At 46.5% G+C, this 17752-nt stretch carries 10 protein-coding genes; 9 read left to right on the plus strand and 1 reads right to left on the minus strand.

Annotated elements, in window-relative coordinates; all coding sequences use genetic code 11:
• Window positions 1-126: 126 nt before the first annotated feature.
• Window positions 127-3330, minus strand: a complete 3204-nt coding sequence (locus PHF32_02185) for a PDZ domain-containing protein (GenBank protein MDD4559538.1) — start codon at window positions 3328-3330, stop codon at window positions 127-129.
• 341 nt (window positions 3331-3671) lie between these two features.
• Between PHF32_02185 and PHF32_02190 the strand changes: the two genes are divergently transcribed.
• The 9 genes from PHF32_02190 (at window position 3672) to topA (ending at window position 17747) form a co-directional block, all read left to right on the plus strand.
• Window positions 3672-4520: a restriction endonuclease gene (locus tag PHF32_02190; protein MDD4559539.1), complete on the plus strand. Its 849-nt coding sequence runs from the start codon at window positions 3672-3674 to the stop codon at window positions 4518-4520.
• 237 nt (window positions 4521-4757) lie between these two features.
• Entirely contained in the window at window positions 4758-5966 is a 1209-nt protein-coding gene (gene hydF / locus PHF32_02195; protein ID MDD4559540.1) for a [FeFe] hydrogenase H-cluster maturation GTPase HydF, read from the plus strand.
• Window positions 5963-6763: a beta-ureidopropionase gene (locus PHF32_02200; protein ID MDD4559541.1), complete on the plus strand. Its 801-nt coding sequence runs from the start codon at window positions 5963-5965 to the stop codon at window positions 6761-6763. The genes hydF and PHF32_02200 overlap by 4 nt, the downstream gene beginning before the upstream one ends.
• A complete protein-coding gene (gene ligA, locus PHF32_02205; GenBank protein ID MDD4559542.1) occupies window positions 6760-8754 on the plus strand; it encodes an NAD-dependent DNA ligase LigA in 1995 nt (664 codons plus the stop codon). The genes PHF32_02200 and ligA overlap by 4 nt, the downstream gene beginning before the upstream one ends.
• Window positions 8751-10076 carry an LptF/LptG family permease gene (locus tag PHF32_02210; GenBank protein MDD4559543.1) on the plus strand — a complete coding sequence of 442 codons (1326 nt, stop codon included), beginning with the start codon at window positions 8751-8753 and terminating at the stop codon, window positions 10074-10076. Before ligA ends, PHF32_02210 begins: the two co-directional genes overlap by 4 nt.
• Window positions 10076-11164 (plus strand): LptF/LptG family permease, encoded by a 1089-nt coding sequence (locus PHF32_02215; protein MDD4559544.1) that lies wholly within the window; start codon window positions 10076-10078, stop codon window positions 11162-11164. The genes PHF32_02210 and PHF32_02215 overlap by 1 nt, the downstream gene beginning before the upstream one ends.
• The gene (locus tag PHF32_02220) at window positions 11164-12177 is read left to right on the plus strand and encodes a radical SAM/SPASM domain-containing protein (GenBank protein ID MDD4559545.1); all 1014 of its coding nucleotides are present in this window, start codon (window positions 11164-11166) and stop codon (window positions 12175-12177) included. The genes PHF32_02215 and PHF32_02220 overlap by 1 nt, the downstream gene beginning before the upstream one ends.
• Before the next feature lie 188 nt (window positions 12178-12365).
• The gene (gene secA, locus PHF32_02225; protein ID MDD4559546.1) at window positions 12366-15527 is read left to right on the plus strand and encodes a preprotein translocase subunit SecA; all 3162 of its coding nucleotides are present in this window, start codon (window positions 12366-12368) and stop codon (window positions 15525-15527) included.
• Window positions 15528-17747 (plus strand): type I DNA topoisomerase, encoded by a 2220-nt coding sequence (gene topA, locus PHF32_02230; GenBank protein ID MDD4559547.1) that lies wholly within the window; start codon window positions 15528-15530, stop codon window positions 17745-17747. It begins immediately after the preceding gene.
• Window positions 17748-17752: the final 5 nt, after the last annotated feature.

The following is a 17752-nucleotide window of genomic DNA, read 5'->3' on the forward strand; positions in this document are numbered from 1 at the left end:
ATATCGAAGAGATGGATAAATCCATATCTGCTCTAAAAGGGTATCGCAAAGCTGGATAATGACATACGAACTATTTCTCGCTAGCGACACTCCATTTTCCAAGCACTTAGGTGTAGGAAAGATTAGTTATCTGGAGGCCAGATCGGGTTTATTTGAGAAATCAGGCTTAAGAGGTGGATTCTTCTTGATATCTTCCAGCACTACTTTGATGGCAGTATCCAATTGCGGATCTTTTCCTTGGGCGTAGTCCTGCGGCATGTTGTCCACTTCGATATCGGGGTCGGTACCATAGTTTTCCACGCCCCAACCCACATCTTTGAACCAGAAAGAGAATTCAGGTTGAGTAGTGATGGTGCCATCCACCAACCAGTTACGTGGCCAGAAGCCTATCACACCGCCCCAAGTTCGCTTTCCAACCAGTTTTCCCAGCTTCATCAGTTTAAAGGCATGGGAAAAGATGTCGCCATCGCTCCCTGCTGCTTCGTTTGTAAGACACACCAGTGATCCGGCCGGAGCTTCACTGGGGTATGGATCATAGCCAAACCAACGGGTGCAGTCGTAAGCGATGCGTTTGCGTGCCAGCTTTTCCAGCAGCAGAGGTGAAACCGAGCCGCCACCGTTGTAGCGGACATCCACCACCAGTCCTTCAAAATCCAATTCACTCAAGAAATAGCGATGGAATTCCTTCAGTCCTTCTCGGCCCATATCAGGAATGTGGATGTAACCGACTTTCCCTTTGCTCTTCTGGTGAACATATTCGCGATTTGCCTCCACCCAATCCCGATAGCGAAGGGCAGATTCATCTGCTATAGGAGTTACTGTTACCAGCTTCTTGTTGCGTCCCCGAGCATCCGTAACCAACAGCTGAACCTTGGTACCGGCATAATTTACCAGACATCGTTCAGGTGTTTGTTCTGCGCTGAGGTGAATGCCGTTGATCTCTTTTACGATGCTGCCTGCAGGAACGTTTATTCCCAGATCCATCAATGGCGAGCGGCTATTGCTTTCCCAAAAATCCCCTTTGATGATGCGGTCTATCTTCCAGCGTTGATTCCTGGCATTAAAGCTCCAATCCACAGCTAATTTGCCCAATGGATATGATGGGCCCGTACGGTAGTCTCCACCAAATTCGTAACAATGTGAAGTACCCAGTTCGCCCTGCATTTCCCACATCAGATCAGAGAATTCTCCCCTGCAACCCACTCGTTCTACCAAAGGATAATATAGTTTATACACTCGTTTCCAGTCGATATTGGACATCGTTTCGTTCCAGAAGTAGTACTTTTGCAAACGCCATCCTTCGCGGAACATCTGTTTCCATTCTTGCAGCGGTTCAATCTCTACTTTAAAGCGGTTCAGGTCTATCCATCCAGTCTCTCTGCCTGGTTTCATCTCCTTGGGCAGATCACTTTTGGGATCACGTTTGGTAGAGATGATGCGAACCTGTTTATTTGCCCGGATCAGGATCGCCGATCTGTCTATATTGAAGGTATAGGAGTGTACTCCGGCTAAAAAGAGTTGCTCTTCCATCTTCTCCAGATCATAACAGTAGATATCGACTTGAGTCTCTTGATTTTCGACACGAACCTTTGTATAGTCGTATTTGAAGTAGAAGATCTTGTTTGGAATGGCAGCCAGGCCTCCCAAATACATTGCTTCAACAGGTATCTCGACGATCCGTTCGCTGATGCCGTCAAAATCGATCTCAACCGGTTCTACTTTGGGCTGTTTTTTATCCTTCTTTTTGTCGTCTTTCTGCTCCGGTTTAAGCTCCAGGGCTTTGGGATCAGGATTGAAAGGAGAGCGGGTTTCCTTTTTGAGTGTGATCAGATAGGGCTTTCTGTCTTTAATAAAGGAAAAGGAAAACTGCATGCTGTCGCTTACCGGCTCAAAAGTGCGGCTGGATACAAAATACAGATATTTCCCTTCCGGATCAAAGCAGGGATCAAGGTCAAACTTTACAGGATTGGTGATGGCGTGTGTTTCCCGCTTTTGTAAGTCGTAGATTTTTATTCTGCTTGTAAGCCGGTTTTCCTGGTTTGAATATGCAATCCAGCGACTATCCGGAGACCAGTCGTATCCCTCAATCAAACCGAATTTGTTTTGATCTATTTTGATCAATTCTTCTGTATCCAGATTCAAGACACACAGTTCATTTCGATGATTCGAGAAGGCGATCCATTTGCCGCAGGGAGAAGGAACAAACTCGTAAGGTCTGCCAAAATCACCTTTGAACATTCTGGGCTTGGTTATGGAATCCACAGAACCATAATCCGCCCGGATCGGATACAGCTCAAAATGCTCGATATCGCCTTCATCGGACACGGTAAGCATACCTTTATTATTCGGGAGAATGGTGCTGCAATAGTAATGTACGCCTTGCTTTTTGCCATATTGCTGGATACTGCCTTCCCAGGCTCCTCCGCAAAAGGCTTTACCACGGATGTCCATACAAACCGAACCGGCATCGGGACTGAGAGTGACGCTGTTCATGTACTTTCCCGGTTCTACAAACTTACGATAAACCTGAACTCTGGGACTACGATATTCGATTTTGATTTTCTTATACTTGTCGCTGGCAACATCCAATGAATAGAGGTCTCCGCCGGCTTGCCAGACGATGCTTTTACCGTCGGTTTTGGCATTGCGAGCGTAGTAATCTGTATGTGAACTATGTTTGCGGATGTCTTTGCCTTTTAGATCTGCGGAATAGATATTGCCGATGCCTTCGTGGTCTGAGATGAAGTAGATTCTATCATTTATCCACATAGGGCAGCTGAGGTTGCTGTTCAGATCCAAATACCGGCGAAACTTACCCTTACCATCAGGATCAATCAGAAAATACCCAGCAGTGCCTCCCCGATACCTTTTCCAGCGAGCGGGATCGGTGGTATTACGACCCAATACCACACCTTTTGTGCCAAACGCGATACTGAGTGCAGGGCCATAGTTAAGTTTTACCGGTGGCATTCCATCCAGCCCCACTTCCCAAAGAAACAACTCACGGATAGTAAATGATCCATAAGTGGTGGCATAAATAATCCTGTCACCTTTCCAGCAAAGCGGGATACAATTGCATCCCTGCCAGGTTAATCGTGTGGCTTGCCCACCCTCTGAGGGCATCACATAGATATCGATTACTCGATCTTCCATTCCCATATATGCAATCCATTTACCATCTGGCGAGAGTAATGGTTTACGCATCGGACCCAGATTGGAGCTAAGTCTGTGTGCGGTACCACCTTTCAGGGATACAGTCCAAAGATCATCTTCGGAAAGAAAAACTACCTGTCCACCGTTAACTGTAGGCATCTGATAATAGCCTTGCATGATGTCTCCTTCGCAAATTTTAGTGAAGGTGATGCTCATTTTATTGTATTGATTAGGTCAAGCCATTATTTGCATAGATAAGTGGTATTGAGACTGCTTTGTGGACAAGCATCAACATAATAGATAGAACAATCTCAGGTTTTCAGTAAAAATACTCATACTAAAGGCTGGTTTGGGATGCAACATTCAAAACACTTGACTCATTCCTGTAGCCGCAATTATTCGGATTTGGGGATAATAATCCAGAGCGATGATGAGCCTGCTATATGCTATAGATATGCGAGATCGTTCTGCCTTACAGTCTCTGCGCAGTTGGCCAATATCCATATAAGGAATCAACAATGCAATATGAAACTAACAAACCTCTGATAATGATCAGGAAAGCTTCCGGTCAATTGGAAGCGTTTAACGTTGAGAAGCTAAAAGCATCACTCAAGAATGCCGGAGCAGCGGATGAAGAGATAACTTCAATCGTGGATGACATCTCCCAATGGGTGTATGACGGCCTCAGCACAAAGCAGATATATGCCAGAGCATACAGCAATTTCAAGCGCTTGAGTAAAGCTGGGGCATCGCATTACAAGCTGAAAACAGCGATCATGGAAATGGGTCCCAGCGGCCATCCTTTCGAGGTTTTTATCGGAGAGGTATTCAAACACTGGGGATACACAGTGAGAACCGCACTAGTAATGCAAGGAGCGTCTGTTACTCACGAAATGGATGTATTGGCATCCAAAGGCAATGAACTGATCCTGGTGGAATGCAAGTTTTCTGTAAAACAGGGAAACAGCGTGAGCGTTCAAGTGCCGCTCTATGTTCACTCACGTGTGGAGGACATCGTAGAAAAACTACGCGAAGAAAAGCCCTACAAGGATAGTAAGTTTGTAACCTGGATAGTTACGAACTCCAGGTTTACTCCGGATTCCGTCCAATACAGTAGATGCAAAGGCATCCAGCTTATGGGCTGGGATCATCCCAAATCCAAAGCACTAAAGGATGTCATTGAGAATGAGAAGATATTTCCGATCACCGTCCTCAGTTCGCTAAGTAAAGCTGATAAGACTGCACTGTTGGCAGACGGTATCGTAACCTGCAAGCAAATCCGGGATAGCAGCGAGAGTATAAAGGGACTGAATCTGAGCCGACAGAAGCTGGATTCTTTGCAAAAGGAGCTGGAAGCGCTTACTTAAACCCAAAATGGAGTTCAATTGCGGGGTGGTAACTATGCAAGCCAAAGCCACATATTGACTTTATTAACAGAAGCAGATAGCAAAGGTGGTTGGAACTCTAGGATAATATTTGGGTAAACTGAAGTAGATTCTACCATATCTGAACGGTTGGATGGCTGTCATTTTGAAAAAGAACTTGACGGATATTTGCTAGCAAGCTTGCGTGAAAAGAAAACTAAGTAATTATGGAGCATATAGATGGCTACTACTCCCCGTGGAGAGAGATTGATCATTGCCCTAGTTGGCAAACGTAATGCGGGTAAATCCAGCCTGATCAACGCTCTGGTAGGACAGGAAATCGCAATAGTCTCGGAGGTTCCCGGCACTACTACTGATCCCGTTGACAAGCATTATGAATTGCTGCCCTTGGGCCCTGTTACTTTTTATGATACAGCCGGAGTGGACGATGAAGGCGACTTGGGCAAAAAACGCGTGGCTGCCACCCGCAAGATCCTCTACCGGGCAGATATCGTGATCTTTGTAAGCGACGGAGCTCCATTCTCAGATAGTGAATTGCAGATGCTTGACCGAGTGCAGGAAATGGAAATTCCACTGTTGATGACCTTCAATAAAGCCGATTTATACGATACAGACTCCCAAAACATAGAATACTGCAGCCTGCGGAACATTCCTTCTGTACATGTAAGTGCAAAGGAGAAACGCGGCATTGATGAAGCCAAGAATCTATTAGTGCGTCTGGCACCCAAACATCTTAGCGAAAACCGTGTCCTGCTAGGGGATATCATTAAACCCAAAGCCAAAGTGGTATTGGTGTGCCCCATCGACAGCGCTGCACCCAAGGGTCGCCTTATCCTGCCGCAAGTTCAAGCTATCCGCGATATCCTGGATCATGACGCACAAGCCATCGTAGTAAAAGATACTGAACTGAAAGACGCTCTGGCCATGATGAAAGAACCCCCGGATCTGGTGGTTACGGATTCACAAGCCTTAGAGCAAGTAAACCGGGATACTCCTGAAGGGATAGAACTAACCACGTTTTCCATCCTTTTCGCTCGTTATAAAGGAGAGCTGGACATCCTGCTAAGCGGTACAAATCAGATAGATAATCTTCAGAATAGGGATAAAGTCCTGATTGCGGAGGCTTGCTCCCATCATGTGCAAAAGGACGATATTGGAAGAGTAAAACTACCGAGGTGGATATCCAACTATAGTAAGAAAGACATTACTTTCGATACTTATGCTGGGCACGACTTTCCCGATAATCTGGAAGACTATGCTTTATGCATCCACTGCGGAGGTTGTATGATAAACGTTGCGGAAATGAATCGTAGAATAGTGGAATGCCATCGCCGGGGAGTACCTATTACAAATTATGGGCTAGCCATCTCCAAAGTTATGGGTAATTTCGACAGAGCTATAGCTCCACTGATGAGGGTGAAACAATGAAATATACAGTATCGGTCTTGCAGTACCTGCCTCAGTTTATGAAGCCAAAAGAGAACTATATCAAGATCCACGATATGCTGATGCAGATTAAAAGCGACTTGGTGGTACTGCCCGAATTGGCATTATCTGGTTATGTGTTTAAGAGCCAGGAAGAAGTAGCTAAAGTAGCAGAAAGCATTCCGGACGGCGAGTATTTTAAGTCACTACTTCAATTGGCTCGCAAGCTCGATTGCTCTATTTGTTATGGATTGCCAGAAAAGGATGGGGATAAGTATTACAATAGCAGCGCTTTGCTAAATCCCGATGGCAGCTACTACGTATATCGCAAGATTCATCTATTCTATCGTGAAAAGCTCTTCTTCAGCCCCGGCGATAAAGCTTTCTTTGCGTGTGAAGCCAAAAGCGGGGTCAAGATCGGGATGATGATATGCTTCGATTGGCAATTCCCCGAATCAGCACGCAGCCTGGCTCTGAAAGGAGCACAGATTATATGTCATCCAGCCAACCTAGTGCTCCCCTGGTGTCAGGAAGCCATGAAGACCCGTTCTTTGGAAAACCGTGTCTTTAGCATCACATCCAACCGAACCGGGACAGAGATTAACGGCGAATATAGCGAGTACTTTACCGGAGGCAGCCAAATAATGGGTACCAAAGGCGAAATACTAATCCGCATGAACGACACGGAAGAAGCCATCTACAGTGTGCAGATAGACCCTGAACTGGCTATTTCAAAACAAGTTACAGACTTCAATAATGCTTTTGCGGATCGCCGACCCTCCCTTTATTATCTGCCATGACAATTAAAGAGATTGAAAACAGAATAAATCAACTAAGTGCCGAAATCAAAAGGCATAATGAGCTGTATTATCGCGATGCGAATCCAGAAATATCAGATTTTGAATACGACCTGCTGGTGCAGGAACTGAAGGAATTGAGTGCCAAGTTGGAGAAACCGGTGCCGACAGTACTGGCAGAGGTTGGCAGCGATCTTTCCGCCTCAGGGAAAACAATCCCCCACAAACAGCGTATGATTAGCCTGGACAATGCCTATTCCCTTCTGGAATTGACTGCATGGTGGGATAAAATCGCCATGGAGTATACAGATAGGCCGGCAGTATGTGCCGAGCTTAAAATCGATGGCTTTGGGATCAACCTGTTCTATCAGGAGGGAAATCTACGTTATGCCAGCACTCGTGGAGACGGTGTGGAAGGGGAGGATGTTACACGAAACTTCCTTACTATACCGGGAATACCGCAAGAGATCAATTACAAGGGCGAGATAGAGATCCGAGGCGAGATATACTTCCCCATCAAAGACTTTTTGAAGATGAATGAAGAGCGGAGAGAAGCGGATGAAAAGGTCTTTGCAAATCCACGTAATGCTGCTGCTGGATCAATTAAGCTGAAAGACAGGGATTTGGTGGCAAAACGCCCATTACGTGCCCTCTTTTACACTATTGGATATGTAAGTCATCAAGCTCCAGCAAATAGCCAAACTGAGCTCTTGGAATGGTTGAAAGAAGAGGGATTCCCAGTGGCTGAAAACTATATAATGTGTCGCGATAAGGTGAGCCTCTCAAACTTCTGTAGCAGGATGGAGGGGCTGCGCGGAAAGCTGGAATACGACATCGACGGAGTTGTGGTAAAGATCAATGATTTTGCACTGCAAAAGCAACTGGGATTTACAGCCAAAAGCCCAAAATGGGCCATCGCATACAAGTTCAAACCGGAAGAGAAAGAAAGCAAATTGCTGAATGTCGAATTTCAAGTAGGCAGAACCGGCGCCATCACTCCAGTGGCAATCCTCGAACCTGTGTATATCTCTGGTAGCACAGTCTCTCGCTGCACTTTGCACAATTTCGACGAGATCCGCCGTCTGGATATTCACGAAGGCGATGTAGTAAGAATCGTAAAAAGCGGCGAGATAATCCCCAAAATTCTATCTGTAAACACATCTGTGAGAGATCCCAAAGCTAAAGAAGTGACTCTCCCTGATAGCTGCCCCGTATGCCACAGCCCTCTTTCCCGCGAATCAGAAGCAGCTATCGAATATTGCACATCTGCAGATTGCCCGGCGCAATTAGCCCGCAGCATCGAACACTTTGCCTCTAGAGAAGCTATGGACATCATGGGCTTGGGCTCTTCATCTGTCATTCGCTTGCTGGAAGAAGGCATAATACAAAGCATTGAAGACATCTACCAAATAGATTATGCGCGGGTTGCAGCTCTTGACCGGATGGGAGAAAAGAGCGCTAGTAACCTGAGGCAAGCTGTTCAAAACTCCAAACAGCAGAATTTTGACAAAGTGCTCTTTGCCTTAGGCATTCGCTTTGTGGGGGCTGTGACAGCACGTAATCTGGCTCAACACTTTGGTAATATCGAAAACCTTCAAGCAGCGAGCATAGATGAGTTGAGCGCAGTGCCTGAGGTTGGAGCCAAAATAGCGCGCGCCATCAGAGATTACTTTGACAATCCTAAAAACCAGGAACTGATAAATAAACTAGTTCAACTTGGCATACCCATGACTTACCGCTATGAAAGCCGCTCGGATAAACTGGCAGGAAAGAGCTTTCTGATCACAGGAAGCATGATCCATTATGGCCGAAAAGACCTTGAAGCCCTGATCCAAAGTCATGGCGGGAAGATCCTTAGCGGAGTATCCAAAGCCCTGGACTACCTGGTGGTAGGAGATAAACCGGGTTCCAAGCTCAGCAAAGCGGAGAAAATGGGTACTGTGAGTATCATTAGTGAAGACGAATTGCTGGATATGATGGAGAGCTCAGAATGATCTTGAAGCGATATATCCTGAAGGAACACATCTCCCCCTTCCTGATCTCGCTCTTGGTGGTCACCTTTGTATTACTGATCGACCGTATTATCGATCTGATGAATCTCATCATCGAGAAACAATTGCCGATCGGTATCGTCCTGGAAGTCTTCGGTTTGTCGATGCCCTATATGTTAGCGTTGTCCATCCCTATGGCAGTATTGGTAGCTACCATTCTTGCCTTTGGGAGGATGAGCGTGGATCGCGAGATTATAGCAGTAAAATCCAGCGGTGTAAACATCTATTCCATGCTCAGTCTCCTCTTCATTGTCGCTATCTTGTTAACCGGACTGATGGTGTACTTCAACCATTGGTTTCTACCGGACACCAATCACAAGCTGAAGAATCTGATGTTGAAAGTGGCATATTATAAACCAATGACCATCATCGAGGAGGGAGAGTACAATCACCTGCTGGATTACACTGTATGGTGTTCAGAAAACACGGAAGAAGAGCTGCGGGATGTAATCATATACGATCGCAGTGAGAGCAGATTTCCCCGCACTATTTATGCGGAAAGCGGTACAGTAATCCAGATGAATAACGGCAACGCTTTACGCATTACTCTGCAGAATGGTCAGATGCAGCAACGCAACGAACGTGAGGCAGGGAAGTATCAAACCACCAATTTCACCAAATACATAATCAATGTAAAAGACCTGGGTAATAGAACCGACTTCATGGAAACCGGATATCGAAGCGACAGGGAGATGACTTATCAACAGCTTACCAGCGCCTTGAGCGACAGAAAGAAAGAACTGGCAGGGAAACAGGAAGAGCTCCGGAAACTGGAATCCCGCATTGAAGCAGGTTCATTAAATCCGAATCCCTATGCAGCACAAACTGAACAGCGACGCCTGCAATCCATGAAGCAAGTTGCCCTGAACCGGATTCAGGAACTGGAAGCTAACATCCAGGCACTTGAAGTGGAATATCACAAGAAGTTTGCATTATCTTTTGCCATCATAATCTTTGTAATGATCGGCGTTCCCTTGGGGCTGATGACACGAACCAGCGGAATCGGTATGGCCTTCAGCGTATCCAGCATAATCTTTCTAGTTTATTATGTTGCCTTGAACATGGGAGAGCAACTGGCGGATAAGGGCAACCTCAATCCCTTCATTTCCATGTGGTTATCAAACATAGTATTCTTTATCATGGCATGTCTGTTGATCTGGGGCTCAATACGAGAAAAGCGCTTTTTTGATATGCAAGTACTGATGTGGCGCATAAAACACTTGAGAAACGGGAAGACTCCTCCTCCGGATGAGGTGGTACACTGATGCGAAAGCTTGACCGTTATATCCTGCGCGAGTTTCTTCGCACTTACTTTATTATCTTCTTCAGCTTTGCCGTAGTCTTTATCGTGATTGATGTGGTAGACAATCTCCCCCGGCTCTTAAAAGCAGGGGCTACTTTTGATCTCGCCATCACTTACTACCTGTTACGCTTGCCTTATCTGATTGTACTCACCTCCCCCGTAACTGTGCTTCTGGCCGGTTTGTTCATGATGAATGGCCTGGCAAAGCATAATGAATCTGTAGCAATCCGCGCTGCAGGAATCAGCATCAAACGCTCCATGCTACCCTTATTCGGAGTAGGATTGCTGATCTCTATTGCCATTGCAGCCATGGGCGAGTATCTGTTGCCTTATGCTGAGACTCAGCGTAACGTGGTTTACAATGTAAAGATTAAGGGAGAGCAACCTGACGATCAGATGTTAAAAGCCCGGATTCACTATCGGGGAGACGACAACGACTTCTATTACTTTGGTTTCTTTGATGGTTACAAAAATACATTGAGAGTAATCGACCTTACCAAAGTGGACTTTGATAACAATGAGATCACAGAGAAAGTGAGTGCATCCAGCGCTTTGTGGAATGGTGACAATTGGGAACTCATTGAATGTGATATCAGGCGTTTCTCCGGGGGTAAGCAGGTGTATTCCAAGTATTACCCCAGTACCACGATGCCTATCCTGAATGTAGAACCACAGGATTTTATCCGCATCACAAAGAAGACTCTTTCGCTGGACTTTCTGGAGCTATGGGATTACATTGGCAGATTGCAGAAAATGGGCGAAGATGCCAGCCGGGAGATTGTGGATCTTCACATGAAACTGGCATTCCCCCTCACAAATCTGATCGTGATCTTCTTCTTCATCCCAATTGCCACATCGAATGTGCGCAGCAAGGGACGCGGCTGGGTGTTTATGCTGGGATTGGTGGTATGTTTTGCCTATCTGATTGTGGTACAGGTAAGTCAGAGTCTGGGGTATAATGGGGTGATTCCGCCAGTCTGGGCTGCATGGGCTCCAAATCTGTTTTTTTGCCTCTTGGGCTTCGTATTCCTGCATAAAGCCGAGATCTGATGAGCATAGCCCAAAACCGCGATATAGCTATAGCTTTCTCGAAGTATCAAAGGGCGCGAAACGCCGCGGGAATATGGCTGGACTATCGTCGCTCTTTGTTTCATAAGAGGGTGATCATCAATCACTTTCCGCCAGCATTGATGATAGAGCCTACGAACATTTGTAATCTGCATTGCCCCCTCTGTCCCAGTGGTAACAACAGTCTGAAGCGTCCGCGGGGCATGTTGTCCATCCAAAGCTTCCGCACCATAGTAGATGAGGTTTATCGTAAAGTGGGAATGCTGATTATGTGGAATCAAGGCGAGCCTTTCTTGAATCCGGATTGCATCTCAATGTTGCGCTACGCCTCTTCCAAAGAGCTATATACTATGATATCCACCAATGCCAGCCTGAATCTGGATGCCAAAGCGATTGTTCAAAGCGGACTCAACAAGATTATCATCTCAATGGACGGCATCACCGAGACCACATACAATCAATACCGGGTAAACGGCAATTACAATCTGGTGTTGGAAAACATGAAAGCCTTGGTAAAAGCAAAGCGGGATTTGCATTATGGAAACCCTCAATTAATCTGGCAATTCATCGTAATGAAGCAAAACGAACATGAGATCGCACAGGTAAAACAAATGGCAAAGGAAGTCGGAGTAGATAAGCTGGAGTTTAAATCTGTGCAGATTTACACTGAGGATGATCTTGTCTTTTTGCCATCCGATCATCGTATGAGCAGATACATAGCCGAAGGAAAGCACTTTGAGCTGAAAACCAGGTTATTGAACCGTTGCCGCAGACTTTGGACCCAGCCCGTGATCAACTGGGATGGAGAACTATGCATTTGTTGCTATGATAAAGACTTACAGTTCAATATCGGGATTGTATCTGAGCATAGCTTCAAAAGCCTGTGGCAAGGTAGCGCCATGAACGAAATACGCGGACAGATCCTGCAGGATCGCAGCAAGTATGAGATCTGCAGAAATTGCGGGGAGGGAATCGTTCAAAAGCTGCAGGTGTAAAGATGCCAGCAGGCACCACCATGCTCTGTTACCAGCCATTCTGCCAAGTCCTTGATAATACGCTGTCATACTGCAACCAATACTAAAATAATTGACATAATAGCCCAATCCGTTTTTATGACTGTCAGGGTAAATTGAAGTTCGGATATCCACCCTGTTTTCGTACGGACTATCATAAAGGAAGAACCATGCTCGAAAAGATTCTTAGGAAAATATTCGGAGATAAATCCAGTCTGGACCTCAAGCGCTACGAACCGCTTGTGGCAGAGATAAATGATATCTACAAAGGCTTGTCACAATACGAAGACGAGCAATTGATTGATCGCGTTACTGAGATCAAGACCGAGATCCAAGATAAATTAGCTCCCGCCCGCCGCGAATTGGAGGCCTTACGTGAAGCGTTCAGAGAGGCCACAGAAGATTCGGAACGCAACAATATCGACAATCAGATAGACAGCCAGCAGAAGAAACTGAAAGAACTGAATAAGGCAACTCTGGACGAATACCTGCCTGAAGTCTTTGCCATCGTGAAGGATACATGTCGCAGAATGGTAGGCAAGGAATTCATGGTGAAAGGCAATCCCGTCCGCTGGAACATGGTACCTTTTGATGTGCAATTAATCGGGGGTATGGTGTTGCACGACGGCAAGATAGCAGAGATGGCCACTGGTGAAGGAAAGACCCTAGTAGCCACGCTTCCCTTGTTTTTGAACGCCCTGCTTGGACGCGGAGCTCACCTGGTAACCGTAAACGACTATCTGGCCAGCCGTGATGCGGAATGGATGAGTCCCATCTTCAACTTCCATGGCCTCACTGTGGGTTGCATCACCACCGGTATGGATCACGAATCCCGCCGCGAAGCCTATGCTGCTGATGTTACTTATGGTATGAATAGTGAATTTGGCTTCGACTATCTTCGGGACAATATGGCGGTTAGCCCCAATCAATTGGTACAGAGAGATTTCTATTTTGCCATAGTTGACGAAGTGGACAGCATCCTGATTGACGAAGCCAGAACTCCGCTGATCATTAGCGGACCCATTGCTCAAGATAAGAATTTTTATCATGAACTGAGACCCGGCATTTCCGCCGTAGTCCAAGCCCAAAATACCTTGATAAACCGCTTCCTCAGCGAGATTAGAGAAGACCTGAAAGAGGACAATCCCAATGCTTCAGACAGTCGACTGGCACGTAACCTCTTGCTGGTAAAGCGTGGCGCTCCAAAGAACAAGGCATTTCAGAAGCTGATGCAGGATGCATCGCTGAAGCGCCTGGTTCAAGACACTGAAGGCATCTACCTGCGCGACAAAAAGATGACTGAACTGGATGATTTGCTTTTCTTCATAGTTGAAGAGCGCCAGAACAGCGTTGACCTTTGCGAAAAGGGGCGGGATATGCTTAGCCGCAAAGACCCCGATTTGTTTGTCGTCCGCACACTTGACGATATTCTGGGTGAGATTGATGCCAAAGAGGGTATCCCGGAAGAGGTCAAAGCACGTGAACGTGAGATTGCCACCGGCCACTTCATGGATAAGAGCGAAATGCTGCACAACATCAACCAACTACTAAAAGCCTTTACTTTGTTTGATAACAATCAGGAATACGTGGTAATCGACAACAAGGTGATTATCGTGGATGAGTTCACAGGACGCCAGATGCCCGGGCGCCGTTTTTCTGACGGTCTGCATCAAGCTTTGGAAGCCAAAGAAAACGTTGCCATCGAAGCCGGAACGCAGACCTTTGCCACCATTACGCTGCAAAACTACTTCCGCATGTTTGAAAAGCTCGCCGGTATGACTGGAACGGCCGTTACGGAAGAAGCCGAGTTTATGGAGATATACAAGCTTCCGGTTGTTGCTATTCCCACCAACGTCCCCGTCACACGCATTGATCACGACGACGACATCTATCTCACCAAAAACGAGAAATACCAGGCTATTATCGATGAGATAATTTACTGGCACAAGCAGAAAAAACCCGTATTGGTCGGTACAGTTAGCGTGGAAGTATCCGAAATACTCTCCCGCCTCCTGCGCCGTCACGGAATTGCCCACAACGTGCTAAACGCCAGGCAACATCAGAGGGAAGCGGAAATCATCACCATGGCAGGTTCTCCCGGTGCCGTTACCATCGCCACAAATATGGCTGGCCGCGGAACTGACATCAAGCTGGGAGAAAGTGTAGTAAGCCAGAGTGTGGAGAGCTACCGAGACCTCACCAAATCACGCACGAAAGAACATCCTTATGGATTGCCTTTGGACGGTCTTCATGTGATAGGCAGTGAACGCCATGAAAGCCGCAGAATTGACCGCCAGCTTCGCGGTCGTGCCGGGCGCCAGGGGGATCCGGGAACATCCAGATTCTATCTCTCTCTGGAAGATGACTTGATGCGTCTCTTTGGCAGTGACCGCATGGCTCCATTGATGCAGAGAATTGGACTAAAACAAGGTGAAGCCATCCGGCATCCTATGATGACCAAAGCTGTGGAAAAAGCTCAGACCCGAGTGGAAGAGCACAACTTTGAGATCCGCAAAAACCTGATCAAATACGACGAAGTGATGAATCAGCAACGCGAGGTAATATACAGCTATCGGCGTAGCGTATTGAAGGGCTACAATCTCAAAGGCGAGATCCAGGAAATGATCCATGAAACCATCGACCGCGTAGTAAATGACGTCTGCGCTGCCTCCCAGTACCCCGAGGAATGGGAATTGGGAAGGATTTGCAGCTATTTCAAGGTATTGAACATCAGCTTTCGGGTAGAAGACCTGGATAGCGATCACCTGAATCAGGAACTGCTGCTGAACACACTCTACGATATTGCCGATGAAGCTTATGAACGCAGAGAAAGGCAATTTGGCGAAGAGATTATGCGTGATATCGAACGCCGATCGCTCCTGGAAGTAGTGGACAGCGAATGGCGCGATCATCTGCACGAAATGGATCTTCTAAAGGAAGGTGTATATCTGAGATCATACGCCAATAAAGACCCCCTGATAGAGTACAAAAAGGAGAGTTTCGCTCTCTTTGAAGGGCTCATCTCCCGCATCCAGGAAAACGTTACCAAACGCGTTTACACCACCTATCTCCTCACCCGGGAGCAGATGATGGATATGCAGGATATGCTGAAGGGCGCAAATATGACGCATGAAGCAGTGAATAGTTTTATTAACAACCGGGAACAAGATTACACCAGCTCTGCTACCCCTCCTCCGGAATTTGGCGGAACAGAAATGAAGATCCGTCCGGTTCAGGTAGCACCCAAAATTGGGCGTAATGATCCCTGTCCCTGTGGAAGCGGTAAGAAATACAAAAAATGCTGTGGCATCCACGAGCAAGAGGATAACTAAATGGCAAAGAATCTGATAATTGTAGAATCTCCCGCCAAAGCACACACTATCAGTAAGTTCTTACAAAACCAATATACAGTAAAAGCCTCCATGGGGCACATTCGAGACCTTCCTGATCATGACTTGGGAGTGGATGTCGAGCATGATTTCAAACCCAGTTATGTAACCGACAAAAAGAAAAGCAAGGTAATAAAAGAGCTAAAAGAAGCAGCCGAAAAAGCGGATACCATCTATCTTGCCAGCGACCATGACCGTGAAGGAGAAGCAATTGCCTGGCATCTTAGTAAGGTTTTGGACAAAGAAAGTAAGGGTAAATCGCTGTATCGCATAGTGTTCAACGAGATCACGTCAAAGGCTATTGCCACTGCCATATCACAGCCAGGGAGCATAGACATCGCTAAAGTAGATGCCCAACAAGCCCGCAGAGTTTTAGACAGAGTGGTAGGATACAGCATCTCTCCCCTTTTATGGAAAGTGATCGCAAAAGATCTCTCTGCCGGCAGAGTACAATCTGTAGCGTTACGCATCATATGCGAACGAGAAGCTGAGATAAACGCCTTCGAGCCCAAAGAGTTCTGGAAGATTGAGGCCGATTTCTGGCGTGATGACCTGCCTAAGTTCAAAGCAGGATTGGAAAAAGTAAAAGGCAAGAAGATAACAGTGGCAAATCAGGACGAAGCCGAAATCATAGCAACGAGCCTGAAAAACCAGGATGCCGTGCTGGAATCCATCACCCGCAAAACCCGCAGCGTAGAGCCTCCGCCTCCTTTTATTACCAGCACATTGCAACAGGAAGCATCCAAGATACTCGCATTTCAGGCTCAGAGAACGATGAGCATTGCCCAGGAACTATATGAAGGGATTGATTTGGGTGGTGACAGCAGCGGTTTAATCACATACATGCGTACCGACAGCACTCGCATCTCCGATGAAGCGATTGCAGCGTGCAAAGAGCTTATCTCTCAGCGTTTTGGGGATGACCTGCTACATACTGGAACCAGGGTGTACAAAAGCAAGCAAGGCGCTCAGGATGCTCATGAAGCCATCCGCCCCACAGACCCCTTCAAGACTCCAGAGAGCTTGCAGGCACATCTCAACAATGATCAGCTAAAGCTTTATACACTCATCTGGCAACGCTTTATTGCTACTCAAATGAAGAGTGCCAAAGTCTTGGCGACCACCGCTGTGATCAGCATCGGCGAAGCAAGCTTTGGCGCTACTGGAAACCATATCAGCGAAGAAGGCTTTTTAAAATGTTATTCCCATGTGAACATCCCTTTGGGAGAAAAAATCAGTAAAGATTATAGCAAGAATGACTCTCTGGAACACAGTGCATTACGTAGATCTCAGCACTATACCAGTCCACCTTCGCGCTATACGGAAGCTTCGCTCATCAAGGAACTGGAAGCCAAAGGAATTGGCAGGCCTTCCACCTACGCCAGCATTATCAGCACCATCCGCAACCGCAAGTATGTGAACATGGAGAAAAAGGCATTTGTCCCCACTCCTCTGGGCAAAGACGTAAATAGTTTTCTTACCGACAAGTTCGACAGTCTGTTCAATGTGAAGTTCACTGCTGACATGGAAGACAAGCTGGATGAAGTGGAATACGGCAAAGTGGTATGGCATGACCTAGTAAAGAAGTACTATCAGGATATGCAATCCCTCATTGCCAAAGTGGATGTGAAGAAAGAAAAGCAAGCAATGATCCAGGAGACTGGTATCATCTGTGATGTCTGCAAGGTAGGCAAGATGGTAATCAAACGCTCGCGCAGTGGTGAATTTCTCTCCTGTGACCAATATCCCAAGTGCAAGAACAGTAAAAGCTTCACCAGGGATGCCGACGGCAAGATCAAGATACTGGTACCCCCCACTTTGGATGAGAAATGTCCGGAATGCGGTAATCCATTGGTGGAGCGAACCGGAAAATTCGGCGCTTTCATTGCTTGTAGCACATATCCCAAGTGTAAATATTCACGTCCCAAAACCCTTGGTATCGTATGCCCGGATTGCCAGAAAGGCGAAGTGGTAGCACGTCGCAGCAAAAAAGGCAGCCCCTTTTATGCCTGCTCCCGCTATCCCGATTGTAAGTGGATTTCAAACGATAAACCGGTGGCTCAAAGCTGTCCCAATTGCGGAAACCATTATTTATCGGAAAAGTACAGCAAAGACAAGGGGCACTATCTGCAATGCCCAAAATGTAAACACATCCTGGATTAAGCTAT

The sequence above is a fragment of the Candidatus Cloacimonadota bacterium genome (assembly GCA_028706475.1).
In the GTDB taxonomy this organism is placed as follows: domain Bacteria; phylum Cloacimonadota; class Cloacimonadia; order Cloacimonadales; family Cloacimonadaceae; genus UBA5456.